The organism is Maritimibacter sp. DP1N21-5, from assembly GCF_019218295.1.
GTDB lineage: Bacteria > Pseudomonadota > Alphaproteobacteria > Rhodobacterales > Rhodobacteraceae > Maritimibacter.
On sequence record NZ_JAHUZF010000001.1, the window covers coordinates 42,790 to 57,738 of the forward strand.

15 protein-coding genes are annotated in these 14,949 nt (G+C 66.2%); 10 read left to right on the top strand and 5 right to left on the bottom strand.

Features of this window, described 5'->3' with window-relative positions:
- The first annotated feature begins 8 nt into the window (after positions 1-8).
- Positions 9-1,379, top strand: coding sequence for an FAD-dependent oxidoreductase (locus tag KJP29_RS00175; RefSeq protein WP_218461517.1), 1,371 nt, complete (start codon positions 9-11; stop codon positions 1,377-1,379).
- 18 nt (positions 1,380-1,397) lie between these two features.
- On the opposite strand, the gene hemB is transcribed toward KJP29_RS00175, so the two are convergent.
- Entirely contained in the window at positions 1,398-2,372 is a 975-nt protein-coding gene (gene hemB / locus KJP29_RS00180; protein WP_218461518.1) for a porphobilinogen synthase, read from the bottom strand.
- Between the two features lie 187 nt (positions 2,373-2,559).
- On the opposite strand from hemB, the gene KJP29_RS00185 reads away from it, so the two are divergent.
- The 3 genes from KJP29_RS00185 to KJP29_RS00195 all read left to right on the top strand — a co-directional run bounded on the left by KJP29_RS00185 (position 2,560) and on the right by KJP29_RS00195 (position 5,133).
- Positions 2,560-2,955, top strand: coding sequence for a cupin domain-containing protein (locus tag KJP29_RS00185; protein WP_218461519.1), 396 nt, complete (start codon positions 2,560-2,562; stop codon positions 2,953-2,955).
- A gap of 115 nt (positions 2,956-3,070) precedes the next feature.
- Positions 3,071-3,946, top strand: coding sequence for an alpha/beta fold hydrolase (locus KJP29_RS00190; protein ID WP_218461520.1), 876 nt, complete (start codon positions 3,071-3,073; stop codon positions 3,944-3,946).
- 113 nt (positions 3,947-4,059) lie between these two features.
- The gene (locus tag KJP29_RS00195; RefSeq protein ID WP_218461521.1) at positions 4,060-5,133 is read left to right on the top strand and encodes an MBL fold metallo-hydrolase; all 1,074 of its coding nucleotides are present in this window, start codon (positions 4,060-4,062) and stop codon (positions 5,131-5,133) included.
- Here the strand turns inward: KJP29_RS00195 and KJP29_RS00200 are convergent.
- Genes KJP29_RS00200 through KJP29_RS00210 form a run of 3 tightly spaced genes read right to left on the bottom strand, consistent with a single transcriptional unit; the run spans position 5,127 to position 8,190 of the window.
- A complete protein-coding gene (locus KJP29_RS00200; RefSeq protein ID WP_218461522.1) occupies positions 5,127-6,584 on the bottom strand; it encodes a glutamine synthetase family protein in 1,458 nt (485 codons plus the stop codon). The genes KJP29_RS00195 and KJP29_RS00200 overlap by 7 nt on opposite strands.
- Complete coding sequence (locus KJP29_RS00205) at positions 6,581-7,795, bottom strand: aromatic ring-hydroxylating dioxygenase subunit alpha (protein ID WP_218461523.1); 1,215 nt, start codon at positions 7,793-7,795, stop codon at positions 6,581-6,583. Before KJP29_RS00205 ends, KJP29_RS00200 begins: the two co-directional genes overlap by 4 nt.
- Entirely contained in the window at positions 7,792-8,190 is a 399-nt protein-coding gene (locus KJP29_RS00210) for a Rieske 2Fe-2S domain-containing protein (RefSeq protein WP_255553366.1), read from the bottom strand. Before KJP29_RS00210 ends, KJP29_RS00205 begins: the two co-directional genes overlap by 4 nt.
- A 97-nt stretch (positions 8,191-8,287) precedes the next feature.
- Between KJP29_RS00210 and KJP29_RS00215 the strand changes: the two genes are divergently transcribed.
- A complete protein-coding gene (locus tag KJP29_RS00215) occupies positions 8,288-9,040 on the top strand; it encodes an IclR family transcriptional regulator (protein ID WP_218461525.1) in 753 nt (250 codons plus the stop codon).
- A gap of 302 nt (positions 9,041-9,342) precedes the next feature.
- Here KJP29_RS00215 and KJP29_RS00220 read toward each other — a convergent pair whose 3' ends face one another.
- Positions 9,343-9,840 (bottom strand): MarR family winged helix-turn-helix transcriptional regulator, encoded by a 498-nt coding sequence (locus tag KJP29_RS00220; protein WP_370630745.1) that lies wholly within the window; start codon positions 9,838-9,840, stop codon positions 9,343-9,345.
- Positions 9,841-9,945: 105 nt separating this feature from the next.
- Between KJP29_RS00220 and KJP29_RS00225 the strand changes: the two genes are divergently transcribed.
- The 5 genes from KJP29_RS00225 to KJP29_RS00245 are packed head-to-tail and all read left to right on the top strand — an operon-like array spanning position 9,946 to position 14,947.
- Positions 9,946-10,875 (top strand): hypothetical protein, encoded by a 930-nt coding sequence (locus KJP29_RS00225; RefSeq protein WP_218461526.1) that lies wholly within the window; start codon positions 9,946-9,948, stop codon positions 10,873-10,875.
- Positions 10,875-12,140, top strand: a complete 1,266-nt coding sequence (locus tag KJP29_RS00230) for a 2-hydroxyacyl-CoA dehydratase family protein (RefSeq protein ID WP_218461527.1) — start codon at positions 10,875-10,877, stop codon at positions 12,138-12,140. Before KJP29_RS00225 ends, KJP29_RS00230 begins: the two co-directional genes overlap by 1 nt.
- 55 nt (positions 12,141-12,195) lie before the next feature.
- Positions 12,196-13,329: a CaiB/BaiF CoA-transferase family protein gene (locus KJP29_RS00235; protein WP_218461528.1), complete on the top strand. Its 1,134-nt coding sequence runs from the start codon at positions 12,196-12,198 to the stop codon at positions 13,327-13,329.
- Between the two features lie 36 nt (positions 13,330-13,365).
- The gene (gene dctP, locus KJP29_RS00240; RefSeq protein WP_218461529.1) at positions 13,366-14,379 is read left to right on the top strand and encodes a TRAP transporter substrate-binding protein DctP; all 1,014 of its coding nucleotides are present in this window, start codon (positions 13,366-13,368) and stop codon (positions 14,377-14,379) included.
- A 52-nt stretch (positions 14,380-14,431) separates the two neighbouring features.
- Positions 14,432-14,947, top strand: coding sequence for a TRAP transporter small permease (locus tag KJP29_RS00245; RefSeq protein ID WP_218461530.1), 516 nt, complete (start codon positions 14,432-14,434; stop codon positions 14,945-14,947).
- The last annotated feature ends 2 nt before the right edge of the window (positions 14,948-14,949 follow it).

Below are 14,949 nucleotides of genomic sequence, written 5' to 3' on the forward strand. Positions count from 1 at the left end.
GGGCTGACATGGCCGACAATGATTTCGACGTGATCGTGGTGGGCGCGGGCGGCGCGGGGCTGGCGGCGGCGTCCGAGGCGACGGCGCAGGGCGCGCGGGTGCTCCTGCTCGAGGCGGGCGCGCGGGCCGGAGGATCGACGCGGCTGTCGGGCGGCGTGTTCTGGGCGTCGAACACCTCGCTCCAAAGGCGGGCCGGGATCGAGGACAACCCGGACGACCAGTTCCACTACTACATGACGGTCAATCAATACAAAGTGGAGCCGGCGCTGGTGCGGCGCTACTGCGACCTGTCGGGGCCGACCTTTGAATGGCTCGTCGGCATGGGCGCGAGTTCTCCGCTCGAAAATCTTTATGTCTCGGGCGTCGACAAGCTGCCACGCGGGCATCGGGCGGAGCGACATGGCGAGGATATTGCGGACGCGCTCGAGGGCTCCTTGTCGGGGCGGAGCGTGGACCTTGCGACGCATACCCGTGTCGAGGGGCTCGTCATGCGGGACGGGCGCTGCGCGGGCGTGCGGGTTGGGGGCGAAGAGGTCACGGCGGGGGCGGTGATCATCGCCTCGGGCGGCTTCGGGAACAACCGGCGGCTCTGGGCCGAGCTCTATCCGTCAGCGGCGAAACAGGGGGCGCTCGCTTGGTATATCGGCGCCGACGAATGCCGGGGCGACGGGATCGAAATGGCACGCGGGATCGGCGCGGATATCGCCGGGCTGAACCGGGGGCTGCTCCTGATGACACCGGGGTTCGCCGAGGATCTGGAGCCATACCTGCCGCCGTGGCTCATGCATGTGAACCACGAGGGGCGGCGGTTCATCGACGAGGCGACGGAATATTCCGTGCTCTCCGAGGTGCTGGGCGAACAGACGGCCGGCGAGTGTTTCGCGATTTTCGACGAGGCGGCCCGGGCAGAGGCCAAGGCGCATCCCGCGCCCAACTGGGCGGCGGATCGGCTGGCGGGGTTCGCGGCGAACGGCAAGCTGAAATCGGCGGCGACCCTTGCCGAACTGGCTGAGGAACTGGGGATTAGGGCAGGAGCGCTGGAAGCGACGGCCGAGCACTATTCCGAAGACGCCCGCGCCGGGGTGGACAGCCAGTATTTCAAGGCAGCCACCCATCTGCGCCCGGTCGAGACGGGGCCGTTCTATGGCGCGCGTATCCGGCCAGCCGTGGTTTGCTGGACCGGCACCGGCCTTCGCATCGACGCGGAGGCGCGGGTTCTGGGGCTCGACAATCGGCCGATCCCGGCGCTTTTCGCGGCAGGCGAGACGACCGGGGGCTTCGCGGGACCCTGTTACGCAGGCGGCGGTGCGTCGGTCGGGAGCGCGGTGATCTTCGGGCGCGTGGCCGGGGGGAACGCGGCGCGGCTTTCCATGCACTGACGCGGGCGCTGCGCCGGGTTACTGCTTTGACAGATACCGTGCGACGTCGCGGGCGAAATAGGTGATGATGATGTCTGCGCCGGCGCGCTTGATCGAGCCGAGGGATTCGAGCACGCAGGCCATTTCGTCGAGCGCGCCGGCCTGGGCTGCGAACTTGATCATCGCGTATTCACCGCCCACGTGATAGGCAACGAGGGGCAGATCGCTCATCTCGCGCAGGTCGCGCAGCACGTCGAGGTATGGGAGCGCCGGCTTCACCATCAGGAAATCCGCGCCTTCCATCTCGTCGATCTCGGACTCGCGCCGGGCTTCGCGACGGTTCATCGGGTCCATCTGATAGGCCTTGCGGTCACCGTCGAGCTCGGATCCCGCCGCGGCGCGGAAGGGACCGTAGAAGGCGGAGGCGAACTTCGACGAATAGGACATGATCGGGATATGGGCGAAACCAGCGGCGTCGAGCGCGCTGCGCATCGCTTCGATCTGGCCGTCCATCATGGCCGAGGGGGCGACCATGTCGGCCCCGGCCTGGGCGGCGATCACGGCCTGTTTGCCGAGGTTCTCGCAGGTCATGTCGTTGTCCACGTCGCCGTCATGGACGACGCCGCAATGCCCGTGGTCGGTGTATTCGCAGAAACAGTTGTCGGTGATGACGATCATCTCGGGCACGGCGGCCTTGGCGGTGCGCGTCATGCGCGCCATCAGCCCGCCGGGGTCGAGCGTGTCGCTGCCGGTCGCGTCCTTGTGGTGCGAGATCCCGAAGAGCATCACCGCACGCACGCCGTCCGCCGCGATGGCGCGGATTTCCTCGGCAAGGCCGCTTTCAGGGATGCGGTTGAGGCCGGGCATGGTCTCGATCGCCATGGGCCGGTCGATGCCTTCGTCCACGAAGACGGGATAGATGAAATCGTCGAGCGTCAGGCGGGTTTCCTGAACCATGCGGCGAAGTTGCGGGGTGCGGCGCAGGCGGCGCATTCTGTGCATCGGTTGGGTCATGTCGGCCTGTTCTCTGATGTCTGAGCCGCATCGCGATCCGGTGAGCCCGGCGCCCGGCTTTTCCCGCGCTCCTTACCAGTCTTCAGCCCGTTCGCGCAAGCGAGGGCGAGGCGAACTGGGCTATCGTCAGGGAGGTGCGCGCGGGTCTATCCTTGCAGGAAGCGTTACTGGCAGAGGGAGCGACAGGATGAAAATCACCCGATCGGGCACCACGCCCTCAAGACCCGGCCCAGAGGAGTGGTTCACCGGCAAAGTGCGTATCGACTCCCTGTTTCAGGCGGAAGCGCCCGGCCGGGCGGTCGGTGTCCACGTGACGTTCGAGCCCGGCGCGCGCACGGCCTGGCACACGCATCCGGCGGGCCAGACGCTGATCGTCACCTTCGGGCGCGGGCGGGTGCAGCGCGAGGGCGGACCTGTCGAAGAGATCTGTCCGGGCGATGTCGTCTGGTTCCCGGCGGGCGAGAAACACTGGCACGGCGCTGCGCCGGAGACGGCGATGAGCCATATCGCCATTCAGGAAGCGGTGGACGGAAGCACCGTCACCTGGATGGAGAAGGTCGCCGACAGGGATTACGACGGCTGACGAAGGCCTTCGGGATGCTTCTGCGCGTCCGCCGCAGAGGGGTTGCGCGTCTGCTCACCTTTCCCGCCCCGGCACGCTTGTGTATCAGCACGGGGAAGCAGAGCGGAGCGATGAGATGGACGGGAGCGCACCCACCGAGGCCACATGGGTCGTCGATGACCTGACCTATGCCGGGCTGGTCTGGGGCCCAGAGGACGGGACGCCGGTTCTGGCGCTCCACGGCTGGATGGATCACGCCGGGAGTTTCGCGGAACTTGCACCGCGCCTGACCGGCTGCCGTGTCGTCGCGCTCGACCTGAGCGGGCAGGGGTTGAGCGGGCATCGCGCGGCGCATGCGACCTATAACATCTGGGACGACCTGCCGCAGATCGCGGGACTGCTCGACCAGATGGGATGGGACCGCTGCGTATTGGTCGGTCATTCTCGCGGGGCCAATATCGCGTCGCTCTTTGCGGCGGCCCAGCCGGAACGGGTGCGCGGCGTGATCGCCATCGACTCGCTCACGGTGGAGCCTGCCGATCCCGAGAACACGGTCGCGACTTTGCGCGCCTTTGTCGAAGAGACGCGGGCGCGCAGGACCCGGCCTTCGCGGACCTTCGCCTCGCGGGACGACTATGTCGCGCGGCGGGTAGCGCAGGGCAATTCCGCCGTCACCTCCGAGGCGCTGGCGGATCGGGCGCTGGAGCGCGTGGAGGGCGGCGTGCAGTTGCGCGGCGACCCTCGGCTCTTCGCGAGTTCCGCGATGCGGCTTGGGCGTCGGGATGTCGAAAACGTGCTCCGGGCCATCGCCTGTCCGGTGCTCAACATCTGGGGCGATGCGGGGCTTTTGCAGAAACGTACGAAGGCGCAGGAGGTTGTCGCGGCGGCGCGGACCCTGATCGCGGATTACGAAGTGCTGGAGATTGCGGGCGACCACCATCTTCACCTCGTCCCCGAAACCGCCGAGCGGATCGCCACGGCGGCGCTGGCCTTCATCGCGCGGCTCGAGTGATCCGGCGGATGGAGAAACCTATGTCGGATATGCGGGAAATAGACCAAGTCCGGGCCTGACCTCGGCGCCGGAACATGTCAGAAGTCCCGGGACTGAGGATGAAAGGGCATGACATGACCGCGACGACACGTTCCGACACACCCGCCACGAACGGGCCGCTTCAGTTTCCCTTCGACGAAATGCCCGCCTTCGGTGACGTGGTGGAAATCGCGGAAGGGATCCTGTGGATGCGCCTGCCGCTGCCCTATCTGCTCGATCACGTGAACATCTATTTCATCCGCGACGGCGAGGGCTGGGCGATCATCGACACCGGCATTCGCACCGAAGAGGCAATGACAACGCTGGAGAATTTCCTTGCCGGACCGCTTGAGGGCGCGCCTGTCACGCGGGTGATAGTGACCCATGCACACCCGGATCACGTGGGGCTGGCCGGCTGGCTTTGCGAGAGGTTCGACGCACCGCTTCTCACCAGTTACTCGACCTACATGGGGGTGCGCGTGATTTCGCAGGGACGGTCGGACGCCGACACGCGCAATTCCTTCAGCTTCTATCGCAGCCACGGGATGAGCGAGGAATTGGCGAGCCTCGTCGCCATTCGCGGCAACGAATACCTCAAGCACGTCTATCCCATGCCGCTTCAGTTCCTGCGTCTCGTGATGGCGGATGTGTTGGAGATCGGCGGGCGCAGCTTTCGGGTGATGACGGGCGAGGGCCATGCGCAGGAGCAGGTGATGCTTTATTGCGAGGCCGAGAAGCTGTTCTTCGCAGCCGATCAGGTGATCGAACGCATCTCGCCCAACATCAGCGTCTTCGAGGGTGACCCCAACGGCGATCCCCTCGGGCATTACCTGCGCTCGCTCCGGCTGATCCGGTCCGAGATTCCCGACGACGTTCTGGTGCTCTCCGGTCATCGCCGGCCGTTCTACGGGCTCCATGCCCGCTGCACCGAGCTGGAAGCGCATCACGAGGAGCGTTGCGATCTGATCCGCGAGGCCTGTGCCCGGCGGCCGCATACGGTGGCCGATCTGGTGCCGATCCTCTTCACGCGCAAGCTTGACCCGCACCAGATGAGCTTTGCCTTCACCGAGACGCTGGCCCATGTGAACCGGCTGGTGCGCCGGGGCGAGATCGAGAGCCGGAGCGAGGGCGACCGCGTGGTGCATGTGCCAGCCGGGGGCGGTCAGTAGAGGTTGAAATACTCCGCCTGTTCCCACTCCGACACCGTCGCGAGGTAGCGTTGCCATTCGGCGCGTTTGAGGTGGGAGAGATAGGACTTCAGCCCGGGGCCAAGGGCGCGGACGAAAAGATCGCTGGTCTCGAAGGCCGTGATGGCGGCGACGAGGCTGTCGGGAAGCGGCGCGTTGTCGGCGTCATAGGGCGTGGCGGTGGGCGGGGGCGCGCTGCGCCCCTGCGTGATCCCGTCGAGCCCGGCGAGGATCTGCGAGGCGAGTGCGTAATAGGGGTTCGCCGTGGTGTCCGCGACCCGGTTCTCGATCCGTGAGGCGGGGTCGCCGGCCATGAGGAGGGCGCGCAGCATCGCGCCCCGGTTGTCGGTGCCCCACTGGATACGGTTGGGCGCAAGCTGGAACTCGGAGAACCGCTTGTAGCTGTTCACGGTGGGATTGGTCAGGAGACAACAGGCCCCGGCATGGACGAGCAGCCCCGCGACCCAGGCGGAGGCGGTGTCGGTCAGTGTGCCGTCGGTGTCCGGTGTGAACACGTTGCGGCCATCCTTCAGGAGTGACTGGTGGATGTGCCAGCCGCTTGCCGCGGCATGGGGGACGCGGGGTTTGGCCATGAAGCTCGCGTGCAGGCCCTGCGCCTGGCAGACCTCTTTGACCATGGTGCGAAAAAGCACGAAACGGTCGGCCTGGGTCAGGGGGTCGGAGGCGTCGAAGGTGAACTCGAACTGGCTCGGCCCCATTTCGATTTCCATCGACCGGGGGGCGAGGCCCATCGCTTCGGCATGGCGGCGCAGCGTGTCGAGGAGCGGCTCGACCTGGCCATAGCGCGTGGCGGACAGATAGGACCAGCCCTGCGTCAGGTTGCGGGTCCGGATCGGTGCGGGCGGCATGGTGGAGGCGTCGTGGTCGAGGGACGTGTCCGTCACCTCGAAGACCTGAAATTCGACTTCGAGGCCCATGACGGACTGAAACCCTGCCTCCCCTAGAAGCGCGATGGACCGGCGCAGCACATTGCGCGGCGCGACCGACACGGGCGTTCCATCGGTGAAGGCGAGGTCGCACATCAGGATGCCGGAATGCGGCGCATAGGGGAGCGGAGTCAGCGCATCGGGATCAGGCACGAGAAGCACATCCGCCGATCCGGTGAGCGGGGTTCCGTCGAGCGTAAGATCGCCGTTCCAGATGTCGAAGACCGTCCGGTTCGCCGTGTCCTTCAGGAGCACGGTCGACGGCACGGAAAGGCCGTTCTCGAAGACCGAGGACAGCGTGCGCGCGGCAACCGTCTTGCCACGAAGGAGCCCGTGCTGGTCGGGAAAGAGGACGCGGATCGTTTCGAGCCCGGCGGCTGCCACCTCGGACAAAAGGCCTGCGGCTCGGGTGATCTGCGCCTCGGTCAAAAGGCCCCGGCGCGCGAGTTTGCCTGCGCGCAGATGGGCCGCGGCGTCGTCTTTCATACGGTCGCATCCCAGGGGCAGGTGGAGCGGCGGGCGAGGTCGGCCTGATGGCTCGCCGTCTCCCAGTCGGCGGTGTCCCCGATGGCGTCGTTCGACAGCGGGCCCCGGATCATCGCGGCGTCGGCGTCCTGCATCGGGAGACCCGCTTCGCCGGTCTCGAGCGCGTCCATCGCACGGCGCAGGAGCCGGCGATAGCGGATGATCGCCACGTCCGATCGCCCGAGGTGTTCCTGCGTCCGGTCCTGGATCGCGCCCATGCCTTCGACTGCCCATTGGTCGTGCACGTTGATATCGAGCCCCATGCCCGTATAGGTCAGCCGCGCCTGTTCCTCGGGGTCGTATTGATAGTCGTTCGCCCGGTTCTTGAGCGGCGCATAATCCGGCAGGCGATGTTCCTTGAGACGCTGTTCGCGCATCAGGTCCTTGTTCACCGGCTTGTCGAAGCTCGTGAAGACGGTGAACCAATATGTGGTCACGTCATCCACCGGGACGTGCCACTGGGTGATGGTCATTTCCCGCGACATGGGAATGCAGATCGCGTCGGGGAAGATCTGGTTCGTCACGCGGACATGGGTGCGCCCGTCCTCCATATGACGGAGCGCGGTGATCTTCAGCCCGTAGTCGGTGTCATCCACCTGAATGTCCGGGCGGGGGTAATCGCGCAGGAGCTTGGTCATCGGAATTTCGGTCGTGCCCGCCTTGTCCCGGAACTGCCGGCCATAGCCTTCGGACGGGTCCTCGTCCTCGAGGAAGCGGTGCAGGAACGAGGCATGGGCCGGGTCGATACCGATTTCGAGCGCCTGGAGCCAATTGCATTCCCACAGGCCCTTGAAGGCGAAGACATGGGTCTCGGGCGCGCGGAAACAGTCGAAGTTCGGGAAGGGCGGGGGCGCGCCTTCGCCGAGATAGGCCCAGACCGCACCGGCGCGGATGTCCACCGGATAGGTGGGGCCCCCTTCGTCGATTTCGATCTCGTCCGAGGCGGGATAATGCGTGGGCGGCTCGTCCGGCGCGACAAAGCGCGTGGCGAGGTGCGGCTGGTCGCCTTGGACAAGCACCAGCCGTTCCCCCATGAGATTGACAGGCACCAAGGGCCCGTGCGCCAGTTCGTCGACAAGCGCCGCGGGCTGCCAGTACTGGCGCAGCACGGCGCCCGCCGGGGTTCCGGGGCCGATGCGGGTCAGGCGGTCGTTCAGGGCGGCGCTGATCATGGGCGCTCCTCCGTCGAAGGGTTATCGGCCGGGGCGGTTGCTGCAAGGTCCGCGCCGATCAGCGCAAAGATCTCGCCGTCGATTTCGCGGACCGGGATCATCGGCACCCGGATCTGTTCATGCATGCGCGACCCTTCCGGTTCGGCGGGCTGTTCGACGCATTGGCCGGTGCGGTCGAAATGCCAGCCGTGGAACGGGCAGCGCAGTCCGTTGTCTTCGAGCCGACCATAGCACAGGTCGGCGCCCCGGTGCGGACAGTTCCGCCCGATGAGGCCGAGCGCGCCGGTGTTGTCGCGAAACAGAACGAGCCGCTTGCCCGCGAGCGAGACGGGGATCAGGGGCCGGGGCCGGTCAAGGTCGGCGCTGGCAGCGATGCGGACCCAGTCTTCGGACATCGGATCGGTTCCCTCCTTGCGAAATGTGCGTTTATCGCACAGAACAATCATTATATGAACTGTGCCACCGGCTCTCCGGCCTGTCAAAGGGGAAGCGATGACCGAGAAAACGTTCGCCGCGACACTTGCCAAGGGGCTCACGGTGCTCGGCTGTTTCGAGGCGCAGTCCGGTCCCCTGACCTTGCCCGCGCTCGGCGTCGCGACGGGGTTCGACCGGGCCACGCTGCGCCGTCTGGTGCTGACGCTCGAGGCGGAAGGGTTTCTGGTGCGCGACGGCCGGGGGTTCCGGCTCGCGCCGCGTGTGCTGACGCTTGGCGGGGGGTATCTGACCGGGCTGGACGTGGGCCGGCGGGTGCAGCCCGTCCTGCGCCACGCCGCCGATGCGCTGAACCTCGAGGTCGCGCTCGCGACGCTGGATCGGGGCCGGGCGGTCTATGTGGACAGGGCCGCGCCTGCGAGTGCGCGGGTCACGCTCGGCCTGTCGGTCGGGAGCACCTTGCCGCTGCTCCACACGGCGGTGGGACGGATGCTTCTGGCACGGGCGGGATCGGGGGCCATGGAGACGGCGCTGTCGGCACCGATACCGCGCCATACGGAGGCGACTGTCACCGACGCGACGACGCTGCGCGAGGAGATTGTCTCCGTGGGAATACAGGAGTACGCGGTCGTCTCCGGCGAGTTCGAGGCGGGCGCGGCAGGGGTCGCGGTGCCGGTCGGGGCCCTGGGCGATGTGCCCTTCACACTGTCGACCACCGCCTCGACCAACAGGCTGAGCGACCCGGAGACGCTGGATCAGGTGCTCGATGTCCTGCGTCAGGCCAGCCTGTCCATCGGGCGCATCGGGGCGTGACGGGACTGCCTGGCGGGGCTTTTGTACGGTGGGTCATTCAACGTGTTGAAAGACTATCGCCGGGCCGCGCAACTTTCTGGCGCTGACGATTGAAACCGTCGTCTCGGGGGGCGCCCGACGGCATATGATGGCAATCACGCCGGCGGGGGAGAGCCTGTTCGGTAAGGCGTCGCTTCGTTCCGAGGGAACCTACCGGCGGCACGAAAAAGCCTATGGGGTCGAATGCTTGTCAGAGATCTTGGTGCTCTTGCCCGATCTTCGGGTCGTTGCGGAGGAGACCTATTTTCGCTGACGCGTGGCTGTCAGTCGTCGAGCCAGGAAGCGCCGATCGACACGCGGTCGGCGAGCTTGTTGTGAAGCGTCGCGAGCACCCGGTAGAAGGTTTCGAGGTCGTCCTTCGGGATGCCTTCGACCACCTCTTCGTTGAGGGGCATCGACAAGGCACGGATCGAGGCGATCATCTCGTGGCCCTTGGAGGTCAGGGTGATCGCGTTCATTCGCCGGTCGCCGGGCACGCGCTTGCGTTCGAGACAGCCCTGTTTTTCCAGTGACTTCACCAGTTTGGCGATGGCGGATTTCTTCATCGCGAGGTTTTCGGCCAGATCGTTCTGCGAGATGCCAGGATTCACCCAGATCAGGCTCAGGATCCCGATCGACCCGGTTTCGAGGTTGAGGGGCCCCCGGATCGACGCGCCGACCGAGCGCAGCATGGAATGAAGGTTGCGGATCATGAAGGGCATGTCCTGCGCCAAAGGGCCCAGGATGATCCGTGACTTGCCGGTTTTCTGTTGGTCGTTCACATTCATCCCCTTCGCGCGAACAAGGTCCACAATTCGCGCAAACAATGCAAGACGTTGACGCAAACATGTGGTTCATTTAGTGAACCAAGTAGCAGGGAGGACAGGATGCGAACAGGTGTTCTCGGCTTTGGCGTGCCTTACGGTGTGCTCGCGTCCGTCGGGCTCGAGCCGGTCGACGTCACGCTGCGGCAGGCGCGGGCAGGGACGGCGGCCGACCGCTATATCGAGTGTTTCATGGACCCATTCGCGGTGTCGGTTCTGCGCGGACTGGCGGCGGGCGATTTCGACGACCTCGGCGCGCTGATCTTTCTGCGGGAAAGCCCCGGCGCGATGATCGCCTGCCAATATGCCTTTGAACTGGCGCGGCGGGGGGTGATCCCGAAAAGCGCGCCGGTGCCCGTGATGCTGAACATCCTGCCCGCGGATCATCCGGCGGCGGACCGGTTCAACCGGGCCGAACTGGCGCGGCTGGTGGAGGTGCTGACGGCTTTGGGCTGGGTGCCGGACGAAGGCGTGAAGGCTCCGTCGGAGCGCTTCGACGCGCTGCTCGCGGCGCAAGCGGAGGGGGTCGTCTCCGGGGCGGATGCCTTCGACATCCGGGCAGGACGGCGCGATGAGCCACGGCCCCATCGGGCGCAGGGTCCTCGGCTCGCCCTTTTGGGGGCGCCGTTTGGCAACTCGGTGCTTCACGCCGCGCTGGACCGGATCGGGCACCTCGTGCTCGACCAGCAGGCGCTGGATCAGGCCTGTGCCGCGCGAGGCCGGGGGTTGGACGCCGCCCTTACGGCGCAGGCGGCGAACCCCTTCGCCGCGCGTCAGCCGAAGCCCCTCTATCTGCCGGGCATCGCGGCGGCATTGACAGAACATCGGATCGACAGGGTCGTCTGGCAGGTGGACCCCCATGACGATCTCTGGGGCTGGCTCATGCCGCAGGTGCGCGACCTCTGCGCGGGGCAGGGCGTGGGCTTTGCCGATCTGGGCTTTCTGCCACGATGGCCGACGCCCGGCGACATCGTGATCGGGAAGGGCGTCTGATGGCCTACGAACCGTTGTCCGTTTCCGCCGAGGCGATGGGATACCAGCGCGTCTGGACCAAATCCCTGCGGTCGCAGATCGAAGGCGGGGCGAAGTTCGCCTTCGTCAACGCCGACACTCCGCATGAGATTTTCCATGCCATGGGCATGCCGGTCGTCGTCAATCAATGGTGGTCATCGGTCATCGCGGCCAAGCAGTTGTCGACCTATACGCTCGATCGCGGGGCTGAGATGGGGTTTCACGACAGCCTCGCAAAATACTCGGCGATGGGCGTGATCTCCGCGCTGGACGGCGACCCGGAGCATCAGCCCTGGGGCGGTCTGCCCGCCCCCGCGATCCTCTGCGCGCGGCAATCGTCGGACGACCAGCAACGCCTGTTCCAGATGTATGCCGACAAGGTGGGCGCGCGGCTTGCGCTGCTGCATGCCCCGGCGGCGGCGGAGAACCTGAATGACTGGTGGGTGCGGGCGCGCGACGATTGGGAAATGCTCTACGGCACCGCGCGGCTCGACCTGATGCAGGCGCAGATCGTGGAGTTGATCGGGCAGGTGGAGGAGATCACGGGGCGGGATTTCGACCACGCGGGCTTCGGCGCCTACATGGAGCGGATCGAACAGCAGGAGCTGATCTTCGAGGACGCGAGCCGGATGATCGCGGGGGCCGAACGGATGCCTGTGCGGATCGGCGAGCAGATCCCCAACGTGATGATCCCGCAGTGGCACCGGGGGTCGGACTGGGCAGTGGCCCATGCCGAACGGTTCCGCGACGCGGTGGGCGAACGCATCGCCGCCGGGCGCGCGGTGGTCGAGGACGAGCGCGTCCGCATGATGTGGATCGGCGCGGGGCTGTGGTTCGACACGCGCTTCTACACCGCCTTCGAAGAAGACTTCGGCGCGGTCTTTGCCTGGTCGATGTATCTGCCCTTCGCCGCCGATGGCTATATCCGCCGCGCCAAGGGCGATTACCTGCGGGCTCTCGCCGCGCGCGTCGTGACCATGAACGAACAGCTCCATCAGGCGCCCTGGGCCAATGCCTGGCTCGTCAAACAGGCGCGGGACTACCGGATCGACCTTGCCGTGGTGCTGGTGCCCGAGGCGGACCGGCAGTCGGGATATGCGACCAACTTCATCACCGAGGACCTTCGGGCGGCCGGGGTCGAAGTGGTGGAGATCCACGCCGACATGGTCGATGCACGCAAATGGAACGGGGCACGGGCCAAGGCCGATGTGGCGGAGGCCATCCGACGTCTGCAGCCTGCGACATAATGTCATTGACTCACGGATAATAGTTCACAAAGATACATAATTAGGGAGGACGAGAATGACGCGCGCGCTTGAAGGCTTCAGGGTCGTCGATTTCAGTCACGTGGTGGCCGGACCGCTGGCGACGCATTTCCTCGCCCTCAACGGCGCGCGGGTCATCAAGGTCGAGGCGCCGACCGGGGATCTTCTGCGCAACTACGCGCCGTCGCGCGATCAATGGGGCATGGCGCCCGCGTTCCGGGGCATCAACATCGGCAAGGACAGCGTGTCCCTCGACCTGAAGACCGACGCGGGTCTGGCCACCGCGAAGCGCTTGATGGCCGAGGCCGATATTGTTGTCGAAAACTTCCGGCCCGGCGTGATGGAGCGGTTGGGGCTGGGATACGAGGCTGCGCGGACGCTCAATCCCCGGATCATCTATTGTTCGGTCTCGGGCTTTGGCCAGACCGGCGAGATGCGCGACGTGGCCGCCATCGACCAGATCGTTCAGAGCCTGTCGGGCCTCATGCGGCTGTCGGGGGAAGAGGGCGATCCCGCCATGCGGATCGGCTTTCCCATCGTGGACACCTATTCCGGGCTCCTCGCGGCCTTCGCGATCCAGACGGCGGTCATCCAGCGCGAACGCGGGCTGGTCGAGAGCCAGAACGTCGATGTCGCGATGCTCGACGCGACGCTCGTGATGCTGGCGTCAGTGGTCAATCCGCTGCTCATGGCGGGACAGAAACACATGCGCACCGGCAACCGTGGCTTCAGCCGTGCCCCGACCGCCGACACCTTCGCCTGTCGCACGGGCGAGCTGACCGTCGGTGCGGTCGAGGATCATCACGTGGCGAAGATGCTGAAGGTCCTGGGTCTGACCGACCTGCTCGACGATCCGCGTTTCGCAACGCGGATCGACCGGCTGAAGAACGCGGACGCCATGCGCGCGAAACTGGCCGAGTCATTCTCGACGCGCGACGCGCTCGATTGGGAACATGCGTTCCGGGCCGAGGGCCTGTCGGCAGCGAGGGTTATGGACGTGGAGGAGGCGGTGGCGATGCCGCATCTCGCGGAGCGGGGCCTGTTTCTGGAGGTGGCGGGCGAGCGGGTTCTGAACGCCGGCTTCCGTTTGGCGACCGGCAGTCCGGGAACCGACCGGGGCGCGCCCGAACTGGGGGCCCAGAACGAAAAGTTTCACAAGGCGGCGACCTGATCCCGCCGGATTTCAACGACCTTCAGGGAGGAGAACATGAAGGACCTAATCAAGACCACCTTGCTTGGCGCGCTCATGGCCACGGCCGCGAGCGCCGCCTTTGCGGCCACCGAACTGCGCCTGTCGGTGGAAACGCCGCCCGGCCATGTGCGCAACCTCGCGGCCGAAAGATGGGCCGAGCTGATCGAGGAGAAATCCGGCGGCGAATTGACCGTCGAAGTGTTCCCGGCGGCACAGCTTTACAAATCCGCCGATGCGATCCGCGCGCTCGCCTCGGGCGCGCTCGACATGTCCATTCAGGCCAACGTGACGATGAGCCAGTTCGAGCCGAACCTGTCGTTCTCGATCCTGCCCGTCTTCTTCGGGCGCACGGCGGAGGAAGCGAACGCGATCCTTTCCGGTCCGATCGGTGACGAACTGGGTGAGATGATGGCGAAGAAGGGCATCAACGTGCCCGGCCCGGCCTTTCTCTTCGCGCCGCAGCACACCGCCTTTACCACCGACACTCCGGTCACGAGCTATGCCGATCTCTCCGGGCTGAAGCTCGCCACACCGCCGTCGCCGGTGGTCGTGGGCGTGCTCAAGGAAATGGGCGGCGCACCGCAGGCGGCGGCACGCTCGGAGATTCCGCTGATGCTGAGCCAGGGCCAGATCGACGGCATGGGTGGCGTGACCGAGCTTACCATCACGGGCGGCAAGCTCTGGGAATCCGGCATTCAGAACGCCTTCGCCGACAATGCGGGCTGGGGCTATTACATGCCCGTGGTGTCGCAGCGCACGATGGACAAGCTCTCGGAGGAGGAACAGGCCATCGTCCGTGACAGCTGGGCGGAAATCGTCGGCTGGGCGGCGGACCATGCGGCCGAGGAACTGGCGCAGGCCCGGGCGGTTCTGGCGGAGAACGGCGTCACCGTCGTGGACGCCGACCCGGCGGAGGTCGCGACCAAACGCGAAGAGCTTCTGGGTCTTCAGAACCAGATCGTCACGGAAGGGGGCATGGACGCCGCTTTCATCGAGCGTGTGACCGCCGCACTCGACGGCAACAGCTGACACCCGACGCGCTGCTCTGTTTCGGCGGGGCAGCGCCAACCACAGGTTTGCCATGATCCCCCGAATCTTGAAGATCTGGTCTCGGGTCGAGGCCGTGCTGATCGGGCTTCTGCTCATCATCTCGCTGGCCATCTTCCTGGGCGGCGGCGCGCTGCGCGTGTTCGCGCCGTCGCTCGCCATCGACTGGGCGACCGAGGTCTCGCTCTACTTCATCATCTGGGCCACCACGATTGCCGGGGCGGCCATCGTCGCGGAAGGGCGGCACATCCACACCGAGGTCTTCGTGGCCACGCTGGCCCCGGGTCCGCGCCGGGTGCTGGCCTGGGCGATGACGATCCTGTCCATCGGCTTTGTCGCCGTCATGCTGATCTACGGCTGGCAGGCCTTCGACTTCGCGCTTCTGCTCGATGAACGGTCAGGCTCCTCGCTGCGCACGCCGCAGGGCTATGCGGTCTTCCTCGCGCTGCCTGTCGGCATGGCGCTCATGCTGATCCGGATCGCCCTGATGCTCCTGAACGGCCAGCAGCCGTTCGCGCATGAAACCGAATACCCGAGCCGCGGAGAATAACG

What these genes read in the sequence shown, in the direction of transcription:
- KJP29_RS00175 (WP_218461517.1), top strand. Translation starts at nt 9, where the DNA reads ATGGCCGACAATGATTTCGACGTGATCGTGGTGGGCGCGGGCGGCGCG.
- hemB (WP_218461518.1), bottom strand. Translation starts at nt 2,372, where the DNA reads ATGACCCAACCGATGCACAGAATGCGCCGCCTGCGCCGCACCCCGCAA.
- KJP29_RS00185 (WP_218461519.1), top strand. Translation starts at nt 2,560, where the DNA reads ATGAAAATCACCCGATCGGGCACCACGCCCTCAAGACCCGGCCCAGAG.
- KJP29_RS00190 (WP_218461520.1), top strand. Translation starts at nt 3,071, where the DNA reads ATGGACGGGAGCGCACCCACCGAGGCCACATGGGTCGTCGATGACCTG.
- KJP29_RS00195 (WP_218461521.1), top strand. Translation starts at nt 4,060, where the DNA reads ATGACCGCGACGACACGTTCCGACACACCCGCCACGAACGGGCCGCTT.
- KJP29_RS00200 (WP_218461522.1), bottom strand. Translation starts at nt 6,584, where the DNA reads ATGAAAGACGACGCCGCGGCCCATCTGCGCGCAGGCAAACTCGCGCGC.
- KJP29_RS00205 (WP_218461523.1), bottom strand. Translation starts at nt 7,795, where the DNA reads ATGATCAGCGCCGCCCTGAACGACCGCCTGACCCGCATCGGCCCCGGA.
- KJP29_RS00210 (WP_255553366.1), bottom strand. Translation starts at nt 8,190, where the DNA reads ATGTCCGAAGACTGGGTCCGCATCGCTGCCAGCGCCGACCTTGACCGG.
- KJP29_RS00215 (WP_218461525.1), top strand. Translation starts at nt 8,288, where the DNA reads ATGACCGAGAAAACGTTCGCCGCGACACTTGCCAAGGGGCTCACGGTG.
- KJP29_RS00225 (WP_218461526.1), top strand. Translation starts at nt 9,946, where the DNA reads ATGCGAACAGGTGTTCTCGGCTTTGGCGTGCCTTACGGTGTGCTCGCG.
- KJP29_RS00230 (WP_218461527.1), top strand. Translation starts at nt 10,875, where the DNA reads ATGGCCTACGAACCGTTGTCCGTTTCCGCCGAGGCGATGGGATACCAG.
- KJP29_RS00235 (WP_218461528.1), top strand. Translation starts at nt 12,196, where the DNA reads ATGACGCGCGCGCTTGAAGGCTTCAGGGTCGTCGATTTCAGTCACGTG.
- dctP (WP_218461529.1), top strand. Translation starts at nt 13,366, where the DNA reads ATGAAGGACCTAATCAAGACCACCTTGCTTGGCGCGCTCATGGCCACG.
- KJP29_RS00245 (WP_218461530.1), top strand. Translation starts at nt 14,432, where the DNA reads ATGATCCCCCGAATCTTGAAGATCTGGTCTCGGGTCGAGGCCGTGCTG.